The sequence below is a fragment of the Streptomyces sp. ISL-100 genome (genome assembly GCF_018614615.1).
GTDB lineage: Bacteria > Actinomycetota > Actinomycetes > Streptomycetales > Streptomycetaceae > Streptomyces.
In genome coordinates this window covers 1-16,823 of sequence record NZ_JAGGOK010000081.1, presented here as the reverse complement: position 1 = coordinate 16,823, position 16,823 = coordinate 1, and the positions used below count along the sequence as shown (strand labels likewise).

Genomic DNA, 16,823 nt, shown 5'->3' with positions numbered 1-16,823 from the left:
CCTGTGCTGACGCACAGTAACTAGGCACGCTGGCGCGTGCCTTGGGCGACTGCGTCGCCTGGGTAGTGCCGGCCTGCGGCCGTACTGTGCGCGTCGTGGTGGGTAGGCTCGCCTACGGCGGCCGGGGTTTCGTCACTCGGCTTGCGCCTCCTTCCGTGTCGGGGACAACGGGCAAGAGCGTACCACCGCCTGCGGCGGCGGCCGGACATGACGACGCCCCCCGACAACACGAGGTTGTCGGGGGGCGTGTCCTGGTGGCGAGACTTGCGCGTTGACGCTGGCACCGGCTCGTTCCGGCGAATGCTCCCCCGCTCGCCTTAGGGGGCCCGGTCTAGGGGGGGGCTTACTTGCCCATGGCCACTCGCACCAGGGGTGAGGTGTCTCTGACAATGCTTACGTACACGGAGGCAGAGCGCGGGATGATCTCGCCTGTCTGTCCCCAGCGCATCGCAATCTGAATCATGGAGATGTGCTGGTCCACGAGCTTGTTCCCGTACTCGTCGTGCACCACCAGGCGGTGAGTGCGCGCCCACTCCACCAGCCGTGCATCCTGCGCCCGTTGACGCTCGCGCTCGCGGCGCCGCTCCATCCACTTCACCGGCTGGCCTCCATTCCCACGATGATCACGACGTTGCCGGTGAAGCCAACCAGCATCCATGCCCACCCGAAGTGATCGGGCCATGCGGTCAGGAACTCCATCACTGCTCTGCCCTCCCACGGGCGACGGTAGCAACCAGGGCGATCAGGGCGACTCCGACGAGTACGCCGATGACGACACCCGCCGCGAGCGCGACACCAGGTTCGGAGAGAACCTGCCGGACATGACGACGTACCAGGTACCCGCGCACGCGAGCCACCAGACCGTTGGGCTTAGTCGCGCCGACCGGGGAGGACGGAGGGGGAACCTCCCCGGCCGGGCGTGCGCGGCGGACACTGAGCCTCACCGCTTGGGGGTGGGAGCGGTGAAGAGTCGACGCCACGTCTCGGGGCCCGGGTAGCCATCGGCGTCAGCGCCGGTCCAACCCTGGGCGGTCTGGAATGCCTTGACGTTCTCTCGGGTCCACTTCGTGAAGCGGGGGCCGGCCTGGTATCCGTCGCCGTCGTGCTTGCGGGTGTACCCGAGCCGGATGAGCTGGCGGTCGAGCTGGGTCACGGCGGAATGGGTGCGGCCGATGCGGAACGCGGCGCGGCCGGGGAACGGCGGCGGGGCAGGCTGGGGAGTCGGGGGGTTGGTGACGTACGGCGTCATGTCGATGTACCCGACGATGTACGCGAGGCGTACCCGCTCAGCACAGACGTTGGCGGTGTTGCCCTCGATGGTGCGGACACCGCCGGGTACCTTCTCGACAGCAATGCCGGTGTGGTTGACCCAACCGGGCGCGCCGTCCGGGACCTTGAAGTACACGAGATCGCCAGGCTTCACGCCGCTGATCCCGTTCCGCCAAAGTCCCTTGGCCTTCGCCTCATTGGCGCCGTACGTCGTGGCCGCCCACATGGGGGTGAACTCCTTACGGAGGTCAACACCGAAGTGCTTGTAGACGTACCACGTGGTCATTGCGCACCACGGGGCGTGCTGCCCGTACGCCTCCGTGATCTTGTTGCGGTTGCTCCCCGGGGGGTACTCCGCAGTCCCTATCAGTGATCGTACGTAATTGACGATCTGTGAGCGCGTGGGCATGGCGGGGTACCTCCCGGGACGGTGATCAACCTTCAGTGCACGTGTGACGCTACCGGCCGGGCGCTTCAATTCAAGCTGTCGGGTGCATGTCCGTGATGTTCTTGCCGCAGTGCCCGCACTGCGCGCGCCACGTCGGTTCCGTGGCGTTCGGGTACAGCGGCGCATTGCACGGCACACCGTTGGCCGGACAGCCTTCGGTGCGGCACGTGCACGTGTAGTACGTCGGCTCTGTCTCTTCCATGGGGTTATCCCTCTCCTGCGATAACGAACCAGTCGATTGATGTGGTGGTGGTGTTGGTGCGGGTGAGCCACAGGACGAACGAACTGGTGGTGACTGACGTGGTGCCAACTCCCGTGACCTGTGTGCCGGGTAGCGTCGTCGACGGGGTGGCGACAGCGCGGGGGGTGAAGCCGGTGAGCCCCAGCCCGGTCACGGTGACGCTGGTGGGCGTGTTGGCGGCGGATGGGGTGATGGCCGTTCGGCCGGCCACAAGGTTCCCGGCCGTGAGAACTCCGGCCACGTCCGCCCCTTGGGCCGCGTTCAACTGAGCGGCGACGTTGACGAACGGGATCTCTTGCGTGCCTTCCTTGACCACCTGTACGTCCAGCGGGCCCATGACCCAACGGCGCGAGCCGTCGAGCTCCAGGAACAGATCGAGCTGGGGCGCGGGGTAGTTGCCATGCGCCGGGGGCTTGATCGTGAGGTAGCCGGTCACCCATCCGGGCAGATCCTCGGTAACACCCGTACTGATCTGCCCGGGGAACGTCTGCTCTGGCTCGCCTGTGTAGAAGCGCAGAAGCCCACTGGGGGTGAGTTCGATCCGCTTCTGGAACGTCGGCGCAGTGCGGATCGTGGCGCCCGTGATGATCTTGCCGTTGATCGCGTCGGCGTGGATCACGTCGGCCGTGACGCACCCGGCCGCGAGGCTGGGAGTCGTGATTGATCCGGGGAGCACCTGCGTCGTTCCGTCGATGCGTCCCGTGATCGCGTCAGCGGGCAGGCTGGTGGTGGGGTTGCGGAACGGCACGTCACGCCTCCGTGTACTCGATACGGGCGAGCGCCGTACCATCCGCTGTCTGCCACACCACGCACAGGTCCTGCCCGGCCGGGACGGGCAGCGGGCGCACGTACTCGCACTCGTCGAAGTGGCCGGAGTCCGTACCGCTTACCAGGTTGGCGGGAGTCGGCTCCCCGACGTACACGTACGCCCGTGGGGAGTCGGCTCCGTCGTGCTGCACCGTGATACGCCCGACGTACCAGCCGCGCCCGGAAGGGGACGCGCTGAATCGAGCGGTGAGCGCTCCCATCTCCGGCACTGCCTGCGTGGACGCGGGTGTCGGGAACGGCGCGGCGGACGACAACCCGAAGTTGTCACCCGCCGCCGTCGCGCCCGGCCGGTATACGTCTGCCGCGAAGCGGCCACCGTGGGGCCCGTACATCAGCCGTCCAGGTGTTCAGCTATGACGGACACCTTCGCGCCGAAGTCGGCGCCGAGTGCGTAGACCGGGTGCCTGGTGGTGAACTCGACAGTCTCTTTCGTGTCGAGCGGGTACGAGCTGGTGGGCGTGCACGTCTCCGGATTCGGCGCGAGGTAGACCACGGCCGCGTTGAGGTTCTTCACCCGGAGGCGGACGCGGGAGGGGTGCGCCGAGCCGATCTGCTGCGGACGCTCCGGCCCCAACTCGACTTGGCCGGAGCTCCAAACGCGAGTGGGCCGCTCCTTGATCGGGATGGGGGTGGATGCCTTGATCTCTACCGCGACGGGCTCGCCGTGCGCGGTTTCCATGTAGTCGGCGTACGACTCGTCCAGGTGGTCTGTGCTGGTCATTTCACGCCTTTCGCTGCTGCTGTGGCTGTTGTCTTCACGGCTGATCCGGCGGTACTGGCCGCTGCCTTCGCGGTGCCTTTCGCCGTCTCCTTGGCCGCTGCTCCGGCGTTCTTCGCGGCCATGGCTGCGGCCCCGGCCGGGTGCATGGATGCCGCGCTTTCGGCTGCGGTCTTCGCCTTCTTGACCTGCTTCACGACGGCCCCGCCGGCCTTTACGGCTCCCCGGGCAGTGGCGCCAACGGGGCCCCCGACTCCGGAGGATGCAAGCATCTTCACGCCGAGGATGACGACTCCGGCCCCGGCCGCGACTTCGAGCACGCGTAGCCAGTTCGCCGGGTTCATCATCCAGGCGGCCGACTTCACCATGATCTCTGTGACTTGACCGGCGTACTTCACGAGCTCCAGGGGGAACATGAGCGCGTCGGTCAGTCCGCCAACGTCGGGTCCGTCTCCACCGCCGCCGCCGTCGCTGTCCGGCAGGATGTCGAGCGGGTCCCACCAGTCGTTGTCGATCTGTACGGCGCCGGGGTTGCCGGTCACCTTCGCGGCGGCGAGCGCGGCGCGGCCCATCTGTGCACCCGCCATGCCGTTCGTCCATGTGACCCACTGGGACCAGGACTTGCCGCCGTTGCTGATCCGATAGACGTGCTTCGCGGCGGCCGGGGGGTTGAACGCTTCGGCGTCCGACACTTCCTTGTGCCAGTAATCGTTGATCTGCCACAGGCCACGGTCACGTGACGCAGGGCTGTTGCCGCTCTCGTTCACCACGCGGATCTTGCCGCCCGACTCCGCGAGCGCCACGGCAACCGCGCGGGACAGGGTGGTGCGGTCTTTGAATCCGGCGTCGTACGCCACCCGCGCGATCTCTTCGGGGGTGAGCACTTCCTTAGCCATGCTGAGCTCCCGATCGTGCCGCACTGCGGTAGGCCGCCGCGTACGCGATGACCATGATTGCCCCGACCGCGAGCACCTCGGGGGAGCGGGTCAGGCTGGCTGCCACACAGATCACGGCGGCGGCCGTGAGGGTGGCCATTCGTTCGGCGTCCACCAGGTGGCCGCCCTCCCCCGCCCGCACCATGGCGAGCGGGGGGAGGGCGGCGCCGTAGATGGTGGGCACCAGGCCGATCACTGAGAGAGTGAGCGCGGCGTGGGCCTGGTCCACTGCTCTCTCCTTACTTCGGAATCCAGAACGTCGAGCCCAGGTACACCCGGTCCGGCCCGCGCGCCCGGAGCTTCCGCACGGTGGCCGCGCTCCGGTGGCGAAGGTTGAACTCCCACACCGCGCGCCAACTGTGCTTGGTGCCGTACTTGCGGTTGTAGGCGTCGACGAGCTTGGACAGCGTTCGGTTTGCCGGGGTGATCGTGGCGACGCGGTAGGGCGGCGGGCCCGTGGGCTTGGTCGGCTTCGGCTTCGGCTTCGGGGTGGGCCACTTGCCCGGAGGCTTCGGCCCCGGCGCCGGGGGGTCCGGCTTCGGGGGCCTCGGCGTGATCGGGTCCACCGGGGGTGGAGTTGTCCCGCCGGGTACCTCCGGAGGCGGAGGCACGGGGGGCGGGCCGAGACGAACCAGGGCTTCTGCGATGACCGCGCGTTCCGTCGTCGTCAGGGTCTCGCCCGCGAGGTACTTCCGGATGGCGCGGTCAACCAGGGACGGATCGTAGCCGTACGCGATCATGCGCCTGATCGCCATCCGTCCCCACTGTTCGTTGGTGGTGGGAGTAGCGTCCAGGTCGTTCTCGTCGTCATCGTCGTCATCGTCCTGGCCCCGGCCGTTGGGCTGGCCGATCACTGTCCCATCCGGGGTGTACGGCTCCGGCTCCTCTTCATCGTCACCACGGCGGCGGACGACGTACGCGATGCCGATACCGCCGACGACTGCGGCGATCCACACACCAAGGGGCAGCGGCCCAACCTTCTTGCCCAGCGTCTCGCCCAGGCCGCCGCCGTCCGGGAGTTCGCTCACAGTCGCCACCTCCGTCCATTCATCGGGGCCGACATGGGCGGCGCCTCTGGGTCACTGATCGTCAGTCGCTCATCCCACGGACGCGGGACGGGCCGGTACGTGTTCGGGGAGCTGCCCGCAGCCTGGTTGCGGTTGACGGTGATGCCGTCGCCACCCGCGTTGGGTTCGTAGTGCTCGGTCGGCTCGTGCTGTGCGTACGGGGTGCCCGCGAGCGGCGGAAGGCTTTCGATCTTGACGATCGCTGGGTCATGGTCTGCCGACCACTTGCCGTACGGGCGGTTGTACATGTGCAGCGGGAGTTCCGGCGCGCGGGCCGGATCGGTGCCGTTGAGTCCGCCGAACGCCCGGGGCGGCGCCGTCGCGGGCGCCACCGATGGGGCCGACCGGGAGTTCTGCATTTCCTCCGGCGAGCTCCGCATGTTCTCGGAGGGCTGGGAGTATCCGGCCGGGTAAAGCGCGTCGTACTGGCGGCGCCGGTCGGGTCGGCCGGCGCTCGCGTGCGTTCCGGTGGGGTCACCTTCAAAGCTCGCGGCGCCGTCCGGCTCCGGCTGGTACACCTGCGGCGCGCGCCACCGCGAGCGGACGTACTGCGGCTCGTCTCCCTCTGCGGTGTAGTTCGGGAGATCATCCCCGGGTACGTCGTAGTTGACCCTGGCGTCCGCCAGGTGCTCACTCGGGACGGACGCGTCTCCCACTTGGTCCCGGGTGTAGTAGCTGCGCGCCATGATTACTTGCCCTGCGCGGCGCGAAGGCTGCCGGTGAACGCGTCACCGATCGCCCGGATTACCTGCGCGCTCGCCGGGTGGGAAACCACGGTGGTCACGCCAGCGACGACGACGAGCATCGACGCGATGCTGAACAGCTTGTCCATGTTCATGTTGGGCCCCCCTTCGGGGTCTTTCAGGGGAGGAGATCCCCAAGGGTTTTCCACGCCTTCCCGCCGTAGATCAGCGAGGACGTGAGGAGTAGGACGATCGCGAAGCCACCCGCGAGTTGGGGTGAGGCTTGCGCGAGGGTGCCGAGCAGGACACCCGCGACGGTGAGACCGATCGCGAGGCGTACGGGCGGCACTTTCTTGTCGGACGCGTCGCGGACGATCACCAACGTGCCGGACACCGCGAGCGCCGTGACGATCCAGGTGTTCGCCTGGTCTTGAGACATGGCCATGGGTTACGCCTCTGCCGTTTCTCCGGAGCGGCCGAGGACGTTGCGGTAGTACCGGCCGCCGTTCCATTTGACGGATTCGATGACGACGCCCTTATTCGGATTGGCCGCGTGTAGCAGCTGGCCGCCGCCGACATAGATCCCGATGTGGTGCGCCGGGTAGCCGTAGCAGACGAGATCGCCTACCTGTGCGTTGGCCTCCGACACCGACTTGCCACGCAGTGCCTGCGTTTGCGACGGGGCCGGGATGCTCATCCCGGCCGCGCGGCCGTAGACGTACTGCACCAGGCCGGAGCAGTCGAAAGCGTTGGGACCCTTGGCGCCGTAGATGTAGCTCTTGCCGAGATGGCGCCGCGCTTCCGCGAGGACCTTCCCGCGGATTCCGGGGGCGGAGACTTGGGCGAGTCCGTCGTCTCCGCCGCCGCCTCCGCCGCCGCCGCCGCCAGAGCTGACGTTGCCGCCCGCGTCGCGGATCTGTTGGACGCCGGCCGCCGAACCTGCGGCGCCGATTCCCTTGATCCCGCCGCGCTTGCTCGCGCTGGTCGGCTCACCTCGCAGCACTTTGCCGATCTCGGAGATCAGCCCCTCTTCGGGGTTGGTGAAGCCGGTCCATACGAGAGCGGCACCCGCTCCCGTTACGAGGATCGCCACCGCGAGGTTGGTCGCCATGGCTACCGGCCGCCGCCCGCGTCGTACGCCGACAACCCGGGGTTGTCAGTCGGCGCCGTGCCGAACCGCTTGTCGAGCTCCTTGCCCACCACGTCCGCAATGCGGCTGGTGAGTACCCCGTTCGTCTGCCGGGTGATCTGCGTCAGCGCCTGGTCCTGCGCGTCACTGCGCGAGTCGAGCCGCGACACGACGAGCAGTGCACCGATGACCGGGGTCACGAAAGCGAGGAGTCCGGTCGTCTCCAGACCGCGCGCGGTCAGAACGACGTACGCCGCGACGGAGCACACGAACGCGATCAGGCCCGCGACGAGAGTGCTCGTGTTGCTGGTCTTCACGAAGCACCGCCGAACTTGGCGCTCGCGAACGAGATGATGCGCGGGATCACCAGCGCGCCGAGAACGGCGCCGACGACAACGCTCTTGGTGTCGAGTCCAAACATGGTTTTTCCTTCCTTGCGGCCGGGCGCCCCACTGCCATGGGGCGCCCGACAACCGCGAGTTGTCAGTCAGTCGAGGGAGGCGGAGATGCCGCCGAATCCCTTACGGAGCACCGCGAGGAGTCCCAGCGCGGCGAACACGCAAAGCGCGGCCACCTTCGCGGTGTCAGTCGTCCACTCACCCATTGCTCATCACTCCATGAAGATCGGGCCCGCAGGGGCCACGTCGTTTGTGAGGATCGTGAGCGTCCCCGCCGTGCCGAACTGGCCGGACAGTTCCAGGCGGGTGGACTGCACCGTGCCGAGCCATCCGTCGCGCAGTTCGTTGCCGAGCTGGCCGTCGAACTCGTGCGTGAAGTCTTCGAGCCAGACGCCGTTGTCCCGGCCGCCCGCCGTTTCGATGGCCGCGTTGTACCGGGAGCGCCGCGCCATCTGCGCTTGCCACAGATCCTTGTGCCGGGTGAACAGGTTCTTGGAGTCCCAGAACATGGACACGTCGGACGGGAAGTTGGTCTGTCCGGCCGCGCGCGAGCCTGCCGCGTCGCGGAACACGAACAGCAGGTTGCGGATGTACGAGCCGACGCGGGTCATGCGCGGCTGCTGGAATCCGGCGCTGATCGTCTGCGTGGTCTTGCTGAGGTACTGCGTCGTACCCATGGCCGGCGGCTGCGTCGAGTTGGCGTTGCCGCGCAGGTCCGTTGCGTTCGGCTGCGTCCATGCGTCGAGCCATGCGCGTACGCGCACCTGCGGCCGAACGGTCGGCGCCGTGGTGTAAACCTCGGTGTCCGGGGCGAGTGTCACGCGGACCTTGTAGGTGCTGGCCGCGTTCGCGTTCGGCAAACTTCCCAGGCCATCTCGTCCGGACAGCTCGACCGGCAGATACAGCAGATAACCGAAGTTGCCGGACGCGTTGGCGCCGGTAACCGGCGGGACGTACATGGTGTTCTGCTTCGGGTCACCGAGGTTGTACCCGAACCATTTGTTACTGAGGTACAGGTCGTAACCGTTCAGCGGCCCAATCACGTTAGCGCCGTTGACATCGATCAGCGCGATCTCGGAAATCGCCGAGAACGGCGCATCTTCCTTCATCGCGACGGTGGCCGTACCGGACCCGCCAGTGGCGGACACCCAAAGCCAGATGCCGCGCATGTAGCCGTACGCGGGAACGTCGAACGGTCCCATCGCGACGGACGACGCGCCGAGCTGCTGCGTCGTGTCGAGCATCGGTTCCTGGTGCTCCTTGGCCGCCCGGGTGAACGGCTGCGGCATGATCGCAGCCTTCTTCTTCGGGTCTCGACCGTCGGTGCTGCCCTGCGCCTGAGCCGGGTGTGATGTGATGGTGGCAGGCACGCTGCCTCCCTTCGTAGGTGGTGGTGTGTGTCAGCCGCGCGGCCCCGTGAGATCCGCCAAGATGAGCGGGGCCGTGCGGTCAGTAGATGAAGGCCATGGCCTTACCGAGTGGGTGATCACTCAGCTTCGCGGCGAGACTTCGCCACATGAAGCCGAAGATGACCATGTACGCGGCGACTGCCGCGAACTCGATGGGGGAAACGTGGATGGACATGTTCACCTCTCTTCTGCCTTGGTCGTCATGAGCTCGCCGTCCCGCAAGTTGACGTAGAGCGCGTGATATTTGGGGAGTCCTGCGGCCACTTCGCGGATGAGCTTGTTGTCCAGGCCGCCGATCCCGCCGATCCGTTTCAGGTCGGCTTCGTCGGTCGTCTTGTAGAGGAACAGGTGCGTGCACTGGCTGTACGCCATGAGCGGCACCCATGCGGGACGCTGCGTTCCACCGACGATGCTTATCCCGATGCTTCGTGCCTGGGACCAGAAGACTTCGAACAGTCGACTCATCCCGAGGAACTTGCACAGGTAGAAAAGCTCGTCTGCGAAAACGGTCCAGCCACCAGCGGCGAAGATGTCGCGTAGCGCCTTGTCGAGCACTACCTGTTGGTTCGCGATGTCCTCCGGCCGCCGGAACTCCGGCCAGAGCACCACCCGCTGAGACTTGGCACCGATGACAGTGGGCGGGGGCCACTCCTTGATCCGCTTGTAACGCTCACGGCGAATCAGGGCCGTCATCGTCTTGTCTCTGCCGCTGGGCTTGGTGGCGAGCGCCACGACGAAATCTCGCCGGGGTAGTAGCTGCTGCGCCAACGTCGTCTTGCCGCTTCCCGTCTTGCCGACGAAAGTGACGTGCTCGCCCTGGTCCCAGACGAATTGATCCAGGAAGTCCGCCCACTGAAGATGCGGAACCTTAGGCGGCACTCTGCGCCTCCGGCCCCGGCGGAGCTGCCGCGAATAGGCCGGCCACCGCCGGGGGCAGAAGCTTGTGGTTCGCGGCGATCGGGATACCGACCGCAGCCACCGCGCCGATCACGGCGGACCAGGCTCCGGCCGCGAGCATCTTTTCCAGGGACTCACGAACCTTCGGGTTCTCGTCCGCCAGCTTCGACAGCGAGGCCGCGAGGTTCGGCGCACCCTGAATGATGGTCATGCCGTCGAACTCGTTGACGATGCACGCGAACGTCCCGATCGTGGTGAAGCCCTGCGCGATGCGGGATTCCAGGTTGGGACGACGCACACCGCCGCGCGGGGCGCGAGGCTTGGAGTCCGTCCCCGAGCTGGCGGACGCGCGGCGCGTCCGGCGCTTCGGCTTCTCGTCTGCGGCGGGCGGAACGGGGAGCTCGACCGGGTCCAGGCCCGGGAGCTCGATCGTGTTCTGTCCGTCGATGGGTGCTGCGTCGCTCATCAGTCTTTCCTCCGAAGGGGCTTGAACCACCAGTGGGATTCAGCGGGGGGTGTGTCGCGCTTCCGCGCTTCTTTCGCGGGTGAGCCTTCGGCCGCTGGGGGCTTGTCCCCGTTGCTCTCCGGCTCGTCGCTCGCGGGTGCGTCGTCTCCGCCGCCGTCCGACAACTCGGGGTTGTCACCTTCTGACGTGGCGTCCGCCGACAACTCGGGGTTGTCGGTCGCCTCCGTCACTGCGTCGGCCGCGTGGGCGCCGGCCTCTTCCGCAGATTCGGCCGCCTCTTCGGTGCCTGCCACTTCGGCCGCGACTGCTGCCGCTGCTGCTGCCTCACCCGCAACGCTCGCGTGGTTGGCCGCCGCCTCTTCGTCACCTTCGGCCGCAGCCTTCGCGGCGGACTCCGCAGCATCCTTCGCCGCTTCGGCCGCATCATCGGCCGCAGCCTCCGCCGCCTTGCGCTCACGGTCGGTGTCGGCCGTTTGCACGGGACCGCCCTCACGCGCTGCGGAAATCTGCGCGCGCAACCAGGCGGCTTCATCTTCGGTAAGCTCAACAGGCATGGGTGTACCCCGGGGTCACGATCGGGTGTTACGGACTTTGGCGAGTCGTGATGATCGTGGCAGGGATACGCTTCAATGCAAGCGCGCGCGACAACCTCGGGTTGTCACGCAACGCACTGCGGCCACCAACCCAATGGGTTGGTGGCCGCTCCCCTTTGTGCTCCGCCTAGAAAGGCGGCTCCATGCTGTAGTACCCGACAGGTTCCGATGCGGTTCCCCACGCGTCGCCAGTCACCGGCTGCGGTACGGTCCCGTCGCACTCCGACTCCATGCACGGGCATGAGTTGCTGTTGTGCGTGTAACAGTCGGGCTCATCCTGCTCCGGCATGTCCGGCACGGTCTCGGTGTACGAGCAGTCGTTGCCGTCGTCGTCGTACATCGTGACGAGTTCGATTCCCATCGACGTTCCCTTCCCTACGGGTCCCCGGTGCCTTTGCACTCGGGGCACTTCATGGTGCCGGTTGTGCCGCAACTCCGGCAGGGGCGGAACTGATCTCCGATTCCGCCGCAGGTGTCGCACCAGACGCGGCCGTGACCCGCGCACCAGCCGCACCAGTGGGTGCGCTTATCCCGCAGTGCGCTCCTTGAACTGGACGACTTCGGCATCGGTCTTCCCCCAGACTTCCGCGCGTGCCTTCTGAGCGCGCACCTTGGCGAGGTTGATCACGTTGGCTACCTGCGTCGGCGCCATCTTGCGCGCGATGCTCGTCGGGCCCCAACGCTTCTGCGCGTTCTGTCGGGTCATCGGGTGACCGAAGTCGGTGAGGAACTTCGCGATCTCCCCCAGGGAGAAACCGGCGTCCGCGTGCAACGCAGCGGCGGCGCGGTCGGTCTCGTCCTTCATGACCTTCCCCAGGCCGATCATGAAGGCCAGTGCCTCAGGGTTCTCGCTCGCGCGGCGGCCCATGGCCGTGATGAACCTGCCCGCTGCCTTCGCGAAGTCGTCGTCCTCGTACTCCTTCTTGCGCTTCTTCGGTACCGCGTGACGACCGCTCATTGTGCTCTCCGTCGTTGGTAGTTGGGGTGACAACCGGGGGTTGTCACTTCCTTCGTGGAACACACTACCCCTCCGGACCTTTAACGCGCTACAGTTTCGGCAACGGCCCACCCGGGTCGCACTCATTGCACTGAGGGAGAAACATGAACGACGACAACCTGCGTCGGTACATGCCGACCGGTGGCCGGCTGCTGCTGCTGCTGCGCGCCGCACTCACCTACTCCAACGACGGCGGCCCGTTCCTGGTCATCCGCAAGTCGGGGGCGGTGTACCGGCACGACGTACAGGTCTCCACCAGCGAACCCAACCTCGCATCCATGACCGCGCTTACGGGGGAGGACGCGTTGGCGTTCGCCCACATGAAGGGGTGGCAGTCGGTCATGGACCCGACCGCCGAAGAACTCCGGACGCTCATGCACCAGGCCGTGACCCTGCGGGACGTGGCCTGGTGGGCTTCCGACTTCGACGGGTACTCCGACTACCTCGCGAGCCCTACCGCACAGGAGCGCATGAAGATGATCAAGCGAGCGCACGCGTCGGCCGCTGCCCGCGCGCGTGTCGAGTACATCCGGTGACCCATCACCCGGAGTGCGAGCGGTACCGCCGCGCGTACCGCGAGCGGAACGGCTCGTGCACCAAGAAGGTCTGCTGTTGCAAGACCTACCGGTGACAACCGCCGGTTGTCACCCAAACCCGGGGCCCGCGCACAGCGGGCCCCGGGCCCATCACCAGTCTGAGAGAAGGACATGACGCAGACAGTCGCCCAGGTACGGGCGCTCATCCGGCGGGACACCGCCCAGCTTGCGAAGCTCTCCGGGCAGATCGCCACGGTAGAGAAGCGGCGGGCGGAGCGCATCAAGCTCGCGCGGGAGCTGGGCGCCAAGGGTGTTGAGCTTGCGGAGGACACGGGGTACTCGGAGGGCCGGATCTCGCAGATCGCGCCGAAGCCTCCGAAGCGGACGCCGGAGCCGAAGCGGACGCCGGAGCCGGAGCAAGTCCCGGTGGTTGTCCGGCCGCCGCTCGCGGACAAGGAGTTGCCCGCCGCGTTCCGTCCCGGCGCGGTCGGCGCGGTGAAAGTGCCGCTGTCGGACATCGTCACCGACCGATGGGGACTGCAACAGGCGGAGCGGCCCACGGTGTTCGTTGACCAGGTGTCCGGCGTCTGGTGGTCACCGGACCGCCAAACCGGACGGGTCACGTGGCGTGCGTACACCCCAGGCGAGCTACTGGATCAGATCCCGGAGTCGTACGAGCGGGTGTACCTGGTGGGAGCGAACAGGCCGGGGGTCACCGACGAGACGCGCCGCGAGCACGGGAGCGAGGCGGACGCCGTGCGCGCCTGGTTCCTGGCTGACGTGCCCGGGTGGGATGTGCAGGAGGGCGGGCACTACCTCGCGGACGAGTCGAACCCAACGGGCCGGTGGCAGAAGGGTGAGGGGGACCGCGCGCGCACGGTTGAAGTGGTGCGCGCCGCAGCGTGGTTCGATGAGGGCAGGTACTCCGCCATGGAGGCCGCGCACGCCTGGTACATCCTGCGCGGCGTGATGAAGGAAGCGTTCGGCACGAACGCGATCCTGTTGAGCACTCCGGCCAGTACGGGCCGGGACGTATGGCGCCGCACGATCGGTGACTCACGCGACGGGAAGCCCAAGACGTACCCCATTCTCTCGGACGAACTCCGGCAGCTCATCCAGGCCACCAGCGGGCAAGGGCGGCGCGAGATCGTGCCGGGTGATCCGGGTGAGAAGATCCCCGCGTTCTACCAGTACGACATGCGCTTTGCGTACGCCGCGCTCGCGTGGGGACTGCCCGTTGGTGAGCCGACGATGTGGACGAAGCGCAAGTTGGACCAGGCGGACGACGACGAAAAGAAGGCGCTGTTGCAGAAGCGCGGGCGGTGGCTGGTCACGGCCACCGTGCCGGACAACTGGGACCGCGTCGGGTTGCTGCCCGCCCCGGCCGATGAGCGCGCCTGGTGCTACCCGGCGGCGCCGGGCCAGCGCTTCACGACGTGGGCAAGCGGCGGTGAGGTTGATCTCGCGCGCCGCCACCACTGGCGGGTTGATCTCCGCGAGGGCTTCACCATGAAGGAAGGGAAGCCGCTCAACGACTGGAAGGAAGCCCTCACCGCGGCCTACCAGAAAGCGGAAGCGGGCGAGTTGGGCACGGCGACGCCGGCCCCCGTCTCCGAGCTGGTGCGCGCAGCGCTGCGGAACATGGTGCTGAGGACGATGGGTGCGTTCGCGTCGCGCTCCCACATGGTCAGCCGGTCCATGCCCGCGACACCCGCCAACGAAAAGCGCCTGCCGACGAACCGTCCCGTCCGCGAGGTTGGCGGGATGTACCTCTGGGAGGAGGAGGGGGAGCGAACGAAGTGGGCCCGCAAGATGGATCACCCGGAGTGGTCCGCCGAGATTTGGGCGCGGTGCCGTACGCGTCTGTTGCACGGGCCGACCGGGGAACGTGCCGTGCACGCGGGTGCGCTGAACGTCCCGGCCGGGACCGTCCTCGGGATGCGCACGGACGCTCTGTACCTGTCGGCCGATCCGAAGTGGGCCGACGATGGGCAGCCGGGCCGGTACCGGCTCAAGGGCAAGTTGGAACGCGAGCTACCGCGCCCGATCAATGACGCGATGCTGGACGCGATGAAGCAAGAGGCGGCACGGAATGTCTGAGGCTCAAGACCTGGTGCTCCGGCTCCGCGCGGCCGGGATGAGCAACCGCGCGATCGGCCGGGAGATCGGCCGTAACGACCGACTGATCAAGTACGTCGCGGACGGCGACAAGCCGGGTAACAACCTGGTGGAGTCGCTGCGCGCGCTCGCGGCCAAGAGGGGTGGTGACACTGCGGCCACCGTGCCGCAGGCGCCGCGCCGCAAGACTGCCAAGGGTGCCACCGCGAAGGTTCGGCGTAAGTCTCGTTGGGCGGCCGGTCGCACGGTGAAGGTGAAGGCGCAGGCAGTCAAGAGCGGCGCGAAAGCTGTGATGGCGCGGCTGCACCAGGCCGCCATCGACGGGGACCGCGTGGCGTTCACGCTCACGTTCGACAAGCGCGCCCAGCTCACCATGTCGGACGGGACTCCGATCCCGCCGGACGGGAAGGAACAGACTGCCGAGATCGGCAACAAGGGGTCAGGCTTCCCGGCCGCGTACGTCGAGCAGAAGTGCGCGGGGGACCTGGTGGGTTGGCTGGTTCGCTACTTGATGGATGCCAACCGGCTCCAGGCGCCAGCCATGCCGATCGGGTTGGAGATCCGCGTTTGGAACCCGGACCCGAAGCAGACTGCGCGCGACGCCGAGGATGGGTTGCAGGTCAGCGAGGACAACGACGCTGGTACGGACCAGAGTTGACCCGCTGGTAAGTTCACAACACCCGCACAATCCCCATACCGGAGACTCCCCACGTGTGCGAAGGGTTGTACGAAAAAGGGCACAGGTTGTATGCGCCATTCCGCTTTCCGTGACTGCATATGCGGGTGTACGGTGAGCGAGCACTGAGGTTGAAGTATCACACGAACGAGGCGGGAGACTGCCAGTGGGAAACACTCGCACGCGCGCAGGTATGCACTACCGGCGTAGCACCACAGGGACTAGCCCCACCCGGGCCGCGCATCAAGACAGGGACCGCGCGTACCGGATAGCCCTTGGACTGGGAGATGATCAGCCGCTCCCGCGTCGAATCGGCCCCGGCCGATAGGTCCCAGCACGAAGCCCCGGGACCGTAGTCCCGGGGCTTCTGCACTTCCCGGATGGGATTCACTCACCGGCCGAAGCCGGTTGCACTGAGGGATGATCACCGCGCCGGGCGTGCGACATGACGCTATCAGGTGGATGCGCCGGTACCTAGGCGCGAGGCGCTATGCTCTCGTCCAAGTTCCGTAACTACCCCCTAGGAGAAGCGTCCAACCCATCGACTGACTGACAAAACAACCGCATACGCGAGGGACGGTGGCAGCCGGCCGCTCGCATCAAAACCCGGAGTCTGCTCCTTCGGGCCTTTGCTGTGTTCTCTTGTATGGCAAAGGTAGCACGCACCTGCGTCCGGACGCAGGTGACAACCATCGGTTGTCACCCGGATTGGTGCCAGAGCATCGTCACCGCGGATTCGCGGTGAGGACAAGAGTCGGCCCGCAGTCGCGGCATACCGATGGAGTCGCGCCCGTATCGGACCGGCAACGGACACCCGGCGGGTGAGTCGCCCCAGCGTGGCGGCACGTCGGGAGACGTGACCGGGGGCCGACGCTAACGGATCTGTGTGGTGAGCACAGCACGAAGCCGGATTAGGTTCCCGTGCGCCTGGTGGCCGGCCTCGCTCGCAGCAACGCTGCGCCGAGTCGGAAGCTCCCCACCAGGTGAAGCGGCGACCGGGTAACTCCGGAATCAGCCAGTCCTCACGGGAAATCAGACGTGGTGTGTCGGCTCGCAGCAAAGCGAGTGGGGTGGAGAACTGGCGGTGTTGTGTCCGCAGGACACCAGCGGCGAGCAACCAGAAAGGGCCGGCCTCCGCGTCCGCCTCCGGCGGGCCCGCCCCAAAGGGGCGGTAGGGGTGGCTGGCGTGCCACCGCCCGAAGGAGTGACAACCCCGGGTTGTCGAGGGTTGGCGGGTTGGGGCTAGGGTACAGTCGGGGCGTAGCCAAGAGCGAGGGAGGTAGTCCAGGTGCGACGACGGAGCGGCAGGGGGCCGCCGAAGGTGGCTGAAGTACCCACGACGCGCGGCGAGTTGGAGCGGCCGTAGGCCGCCAAGGCGTGCGCCAGCACGCCCTGTTACTGTGCGTCAGCACAGG

General features: G+C 67.2%; 25 protein-coding genes. 3 read left to right on the top strand and 22 right to left on the bottom strand.

Annotated features, from left to right (window positions below; translation table 11 throughout):
- Positions 1-343: 343 nt before the first annotated feature.
- The 22 genes from J7E89_RS33025 to J7E89_RS32925 all read right to left on the bottom strand — a co-directional run bounded on the left by J7E89_RS33025 (position 344) and on the right by J7E89_RS32925 (position 12,039).
- Positions 344-598: a hypothetical protein gene (locus tag J7E89_RS33025; protein WP_214978829.1), complete on the bottom strand. Its 255-nt coding sequence runs from the start codon at positions 596-598 to the stop codon at positions 344-346.
- Between the two features lie 100 nt (positions 599-698).
- Entirely contained in the window at positions 699-848 is a 150-nt protein-coding gene (locus J7E89_RS33020; RefSeq protein ID WP_214978827.1) for a hypothetical protein, read from the bottom strand.
- Between the two features lie 92 nt (positions 849-940).
- Positions 941-1,678: a peptidoglycan-binding protein gene (locus J7E89_RS33015; RefSeq protein ID WP_214978825.1), complete on the bottom strand. Its 738-nt coding sequence runs from the start codon at positions 1,676-1,678 to the stop codon at positions 941-943.
- Positions 1,679-1,748: 70 nt separating this feature from the next.
- Entirely contained in the window at positions 1,749-1,919 is a 171-nt protein-coding gene (locus tag J7E89_RS33010; protein ID WP_214978823.1) for a hypothetical protein, read from the bottom strand.
- A 4-nt stretch (positions 1,920-1,923) separates the two neighbouring features.
- Positions 1,924-2,706, bottom strand: coding sequence for a hypothetical protein (locus tag J7E89_RS33005; protein WP_214978821.1), 783 nt, complete (start codon positions 2,704-2,706; stop codon positions 1,924-1,926).
- A 1-nt stretch (position 2,707) separates the two neighbouring features.
- Positions 2,708-3,118 carry a hypothetical protein gene (locus tag J7E89_RS33000; protein ID WP_214978819.1) on the bottom strand — a complete coding sequence of 137 codons (411 nt, stop codon included), beginning with the start codon at positions 3,116-3,118 and terminating at the stop codon, positions 2,708-2,710.
- On the bottom strand, positions 3,118-3,507 hold the full coding sequence (locus J7E89_RS32995) for a hypothetical protein (RefSeq protein WP_214978817.1): 390 nt from the start codon (positions 3,505-3,507) through the stop codon (positions 3,118-3,120). The genes J7E89_RS33000 and J7E89_RS32995 overlap by 1 nt, the downstream gene beginning before the upstream one ends.
- Positions 3,504-4,400, bottom strand: a complete 897-nt coding sequence (locus J7E89_RS32990) for a hypothetical protein (protein WP_214978815.1) — start codon at positions 4,398-4,400, stop codon at positions 3,504-3,506. Before J7E89_RS32990 ends, J7E89_RS32995 begins: the two co-directional genes overlap by 4 nt.
- Complete coding sequence (locus J7E89_RS32985) at positions 4,393-4,668, bottom strand: hypothetical protein (protein WP_214978813.1); 276 nt, start codon at positions 4,666-4,668, stop codon at positions 4,393-4,395. The genes J7E89_RS32990 and J7E89_RS32985 overlap by 8 nt, the downstream gene beginning before the upstream one ends.
- 10 nt (positions 4,669-4,678) lie before the next feature.
- Positions 4,679-5,467, bottom strand: a complete 789-nt coding sequence (locus J7E89_RS32980) for a hypothetical protein (RefSeq protein ID WP_214978811.1) — start codon at positions 5,465-5,467, stop codon at positions 4,679-4,681.
- The gene (locus J7E89_RS32975) at positions 5,464-6,192 is read right to left on the bottom strand and encodes a hypothetical protein (protein WP_214978810.1); all 729 of its coding nucleotides are present in this window, start codon (positions 6,190-6,192) and stop codon (positions 5,464-5,466) included. Before J7E89_RS32975 ends, J7E89_RS32980 begins: the two co-directional genes overlap by 4 nt.
- Before the next feature lie 2 nt (positions 6,193-6,194).
- Complete coding sequence (locus J7E89_RS32970) at positions 6,195-6,344, bottom strand: hypothetical protein (protein ID WP_214978808.1); 150 nt, start codon at positions 6,342-6,344, stop codon at positions 6,195-6,197.
- A 23-nt stretch (positions 6,345-6,367) separates the two neighbouring features.
- Complete coding sequence (locus tag J7E89_RS32965) at positions 6,368-6,634, bottom strand: hypothetical protein (RefSeq protein ID WP_214978807.1); 267 nt, start codon at positions 6,632-6,634, stop codon at positions 6,368-6,370.
- A gap of 3 nt (positions 6,635-6,637) precedes the next feature.
- Complete coding sequence (locus J7E89_RS32960) at positions 6,638-7,300, bottom strand: C40 family peptidase (protein WP_214978805.1); 663 nt, start codon at positions 7,298-7,300, stop codon at positions 6,638-6,640.
- 2 nt (positions 7,301-7,302) lie between these two features.
- Positions 7,303-7,635 carry a hypothetical protein gene (locus J7E89_RS32955; RefSeq protein ID WP_214978803.1) on the bottom strand — a complete coding sequence of 111 codons (333 nt, stop codon included), beginning with the start codon at positions 7,633-7,635 and terminating at the stop codon, positions 7,303-7,305.
- Positions 7,636-7,928: 293 nt separating this feature from the next.
- Positions 7,929-9,086 (bottom strand): hypothetical protein, encoded by a 1,158-nt coding sequence (locus J7E89_RS32950; protein ID WP_214978802.1) that lies wholly within the window; start codon positions 9,084-9,086, stop codon positions 7,929-7,931.
- 79 nt (positions 9,087-9,165) lie between these two features.
- The gene (locus J7E89_RS41920) at positions 9,166-9,300 is read right to left on the bottom strand and encodes a hypothetical protein (protein WP_285439312.1); all 135 of its coding nucleotides are present in this window, start codon (positions 9,298-9,300) and stop codon (positions 9,166-9,168) included.
- Between the two features lie 2 nt (positions 9,301-9,302).
- A complete protein-coding gene (locus J7E89_RS32945) occupies positions 9,303-10,004 on the bottom strand; it encodes a hypothetical protein (RefSeq protein WP_214978800.1) in 702 nt (233 codons plus the stop codon).
- On the bottom strand, positions 9,994-10,488 hold the full coding sequence (locus tag J7E89_RS32940) for a hypothetical protein (RefSeq protein WP_214978798.1): 495 nt from the start codon (positions 10,486-10,488) through the stop codon (positions 9,994-9,996). The genes J7E89_RS32945 and J7E89_RS32940 overlap by 11 nt, the downstream gene beginning before the upstream one ends.
- Positions 10,488-11,042 (bottom strand): hypothetical protein, encoded by a 555-nt coding sequence (locus J7E89_RS32935; RefSeq protein ID WP_214978796.1) that lies wholly within the window; start codon positions 11,040-11,042, stop codon positions 10,488-10,490. The genes J7E89_RS32940 and J7E89_RS32935 overlap by 1 nt, the downstream gene beginning before the upstream one ends.
- 166 nt (positions 11,043-11,208) lie before the next feature.
- Positions 11,209-11,442, bottom strand: coding sequence for a hypothetical protein (locus tag J7E89_RS32930; protein WP_214978794.1), 234 nt, complete (start codon positions 11,440-11,442; stop codon positions 11,209-11,211).
- A gap of 165 nt (positions 11,443-11,607) precedes the next feature.
- Positions 11,608-12,039: a hypothetical protein gene (locus J7E89_RS32925; RefSeq protein WP_214978792.1), complete on the bottom strand. Its 432-nt coding sequence runs from the start codon at positions 12,037-12,039 to the stop codon at positions 11,608-11,610.
- 143 nt (positions 12,040-12,182) lie between these two features.
- Between J7E89_RS32925 and J7E89_RS32920 the strand changes: the two genes are divergently transcribed.
- The 3 genes from J7E89_RS32920 (at position 12,183) to J7E89_RS32910 (ending at position 15,390) form a co-directional block, all read left to right on the top strand.
- Complete coding sequence (locus tag J7E89_RS32920; RefSeq protein WP_214978790.1) at positions 12,183-12,614, top strand: hypothetical protein; 432 nt, start codon at positions 12,183-12,185, stop codon at positions 12,612-12,614.
- 171 nt (positions 12,615-12,785) lie between these two features.
- Positions 12,786-14,714, top strand: coding sequence for a hypothetical protein (locus J7E89_RS32915; protein ID WP_214978788.1), 1,929 nt, complete (start codon positions 12,786-12,788; stop codon positions 14,712-14,714).
- Positions 14,707-15,390 (top strand): hypothetical protein, encoded by a 684-nt coding sequence (locus tag J7E89_RS32910; protein ID WP_214978785.1) that lies wholly within the window; start codon positions 14,707-14,709, stop codon positions 15,388-15,390. The genes J7E89_RS32915 and J7E89_RS32910 overlap by 8 nt, the downstream gene beginning before the upstream one ends.
- Positions 15,391-16,823: the final 1,433 nt, after the last annotated feature.

Bases quoted from the DNA above. Each gene is read 5' to 3' on its own strand.
- J7E89_RS32930 (WP_214978794.1), bottom strand. From the start codon at position 11,442: ATGGGAATCGAACTCGTCACGATGTACGACGACGACGGCAACGACTGC.
- J7E89_RS32975 (WP_214978810.1), bottom strand. From the start codon at position 6,192: ATGGCGCGCAGCTACTACACCCGGGACCAAGTGGGAGACGCGTCCGTC.
- J7E89_RS33015 (WP_214978825.1), bottom strand. From the start codon at position 1,678: ATGCCCACGCGCTCACAGATCGTCAATTACGTACGATCACTGATAGGG.
- J7E89_RS32995 (WP_214978817.1), bottom strand. From the start codon at position 3,507: ATGACCAGCACAGACCACCTGGACGAGTCGTACGCCGACTACATGGAA.
- J7E89_RS32920 (WP_214978790.1), top strand. From the start codon at position 12,183: ATGAACGACGACAACCTGCGTCGGTACATGCCGACCGGTGGCCGGCTG.
- J7E89_RS32960 (WP_214978805.1), bottom strand. From the start codon at position 7,300: ATGGCGACCAACCTCGCGGTGGCGATCCTCGTAACGGGAGCGGGTGCC.
- J7E89_RS32940 (WP_214978798.1), bottom strand. From the start codon at position 10,488: ATGAGCGACGCAGCACCCATCGACGGACAGAACACGATCGAGCTCCCG.
- J7E89_RS32925 (WP_214978792.1), bottom strand. From the start codon at position 12,039: ATGAGCGGTCGTCACGCGGTACCGAAGAAGCGCAAGAAGGAGTACGAG.
- J7E89_RS41920 (WP_285439312.1), bottom strand. From the start codon at position 9,300: ATGTCCATCCACGTTTCCCCCATCGAGTTCGCGGCAGTCGCCGCGTAC.
- J7E89_RS33010 (WP_214978823.1), bottom strand. From the start codon at position 1,919: ATGGAAGAGACAGAGCCGACGTACTACACGTGCACGTGCCGCACCGAA.
- J7E89_RS32970 (WP_214978808.1), bottom strand. From the start codon at position 6,344: ATGAACATGGACAAGCTGTTCAGCATCGCGTCGATGCTCGTCGTCGTC.
- J7E89_RS32990 (WP_214978815.1), bottom strand. From the start codon at position 4,400: ATGGCTAAGGAAGTGCTCACCCCCGAAGAGATCGCGCGGGTGGCGTAC.
- J7E89_RS32935 (WP_214978796.1), bottom strand. From the start codon at position 11,042: ATGCCTGTTGAGCTTACCGAAGATGAAGCCGCCTGGTTGCGCGCGCAG.
- J7E89_RS32965 (WP_214978807.1), bottom strand. From the start codon at position 6,634: ATGGCCATGTCTCAAGACCAGGCGAACACCTGGATCGTCACGGCGCTC.
- J7E89_RS32915 (WP_214978788.1), top strand. From the start codon at position 12,786: ATGACGCAGACAGTCGCCCAGGTACGGGCGCTCATCCGGCGGGACACC.
- J7E89_RS32910 (WP_214978785.1), top strand. From the start codon at position 14,707: ATGTCTGAGGCTCAAGACCTGGTGCTCCGGCTCCGCGCGGCCGGGATG.
- J7E89_RS33000 (WP_214978819.1), bottom strand. From the start codon at position 3,118: ATGTACGGGCCCCACGGTGGCCGCTTCGCGGCAGACGTATACCGGCCG.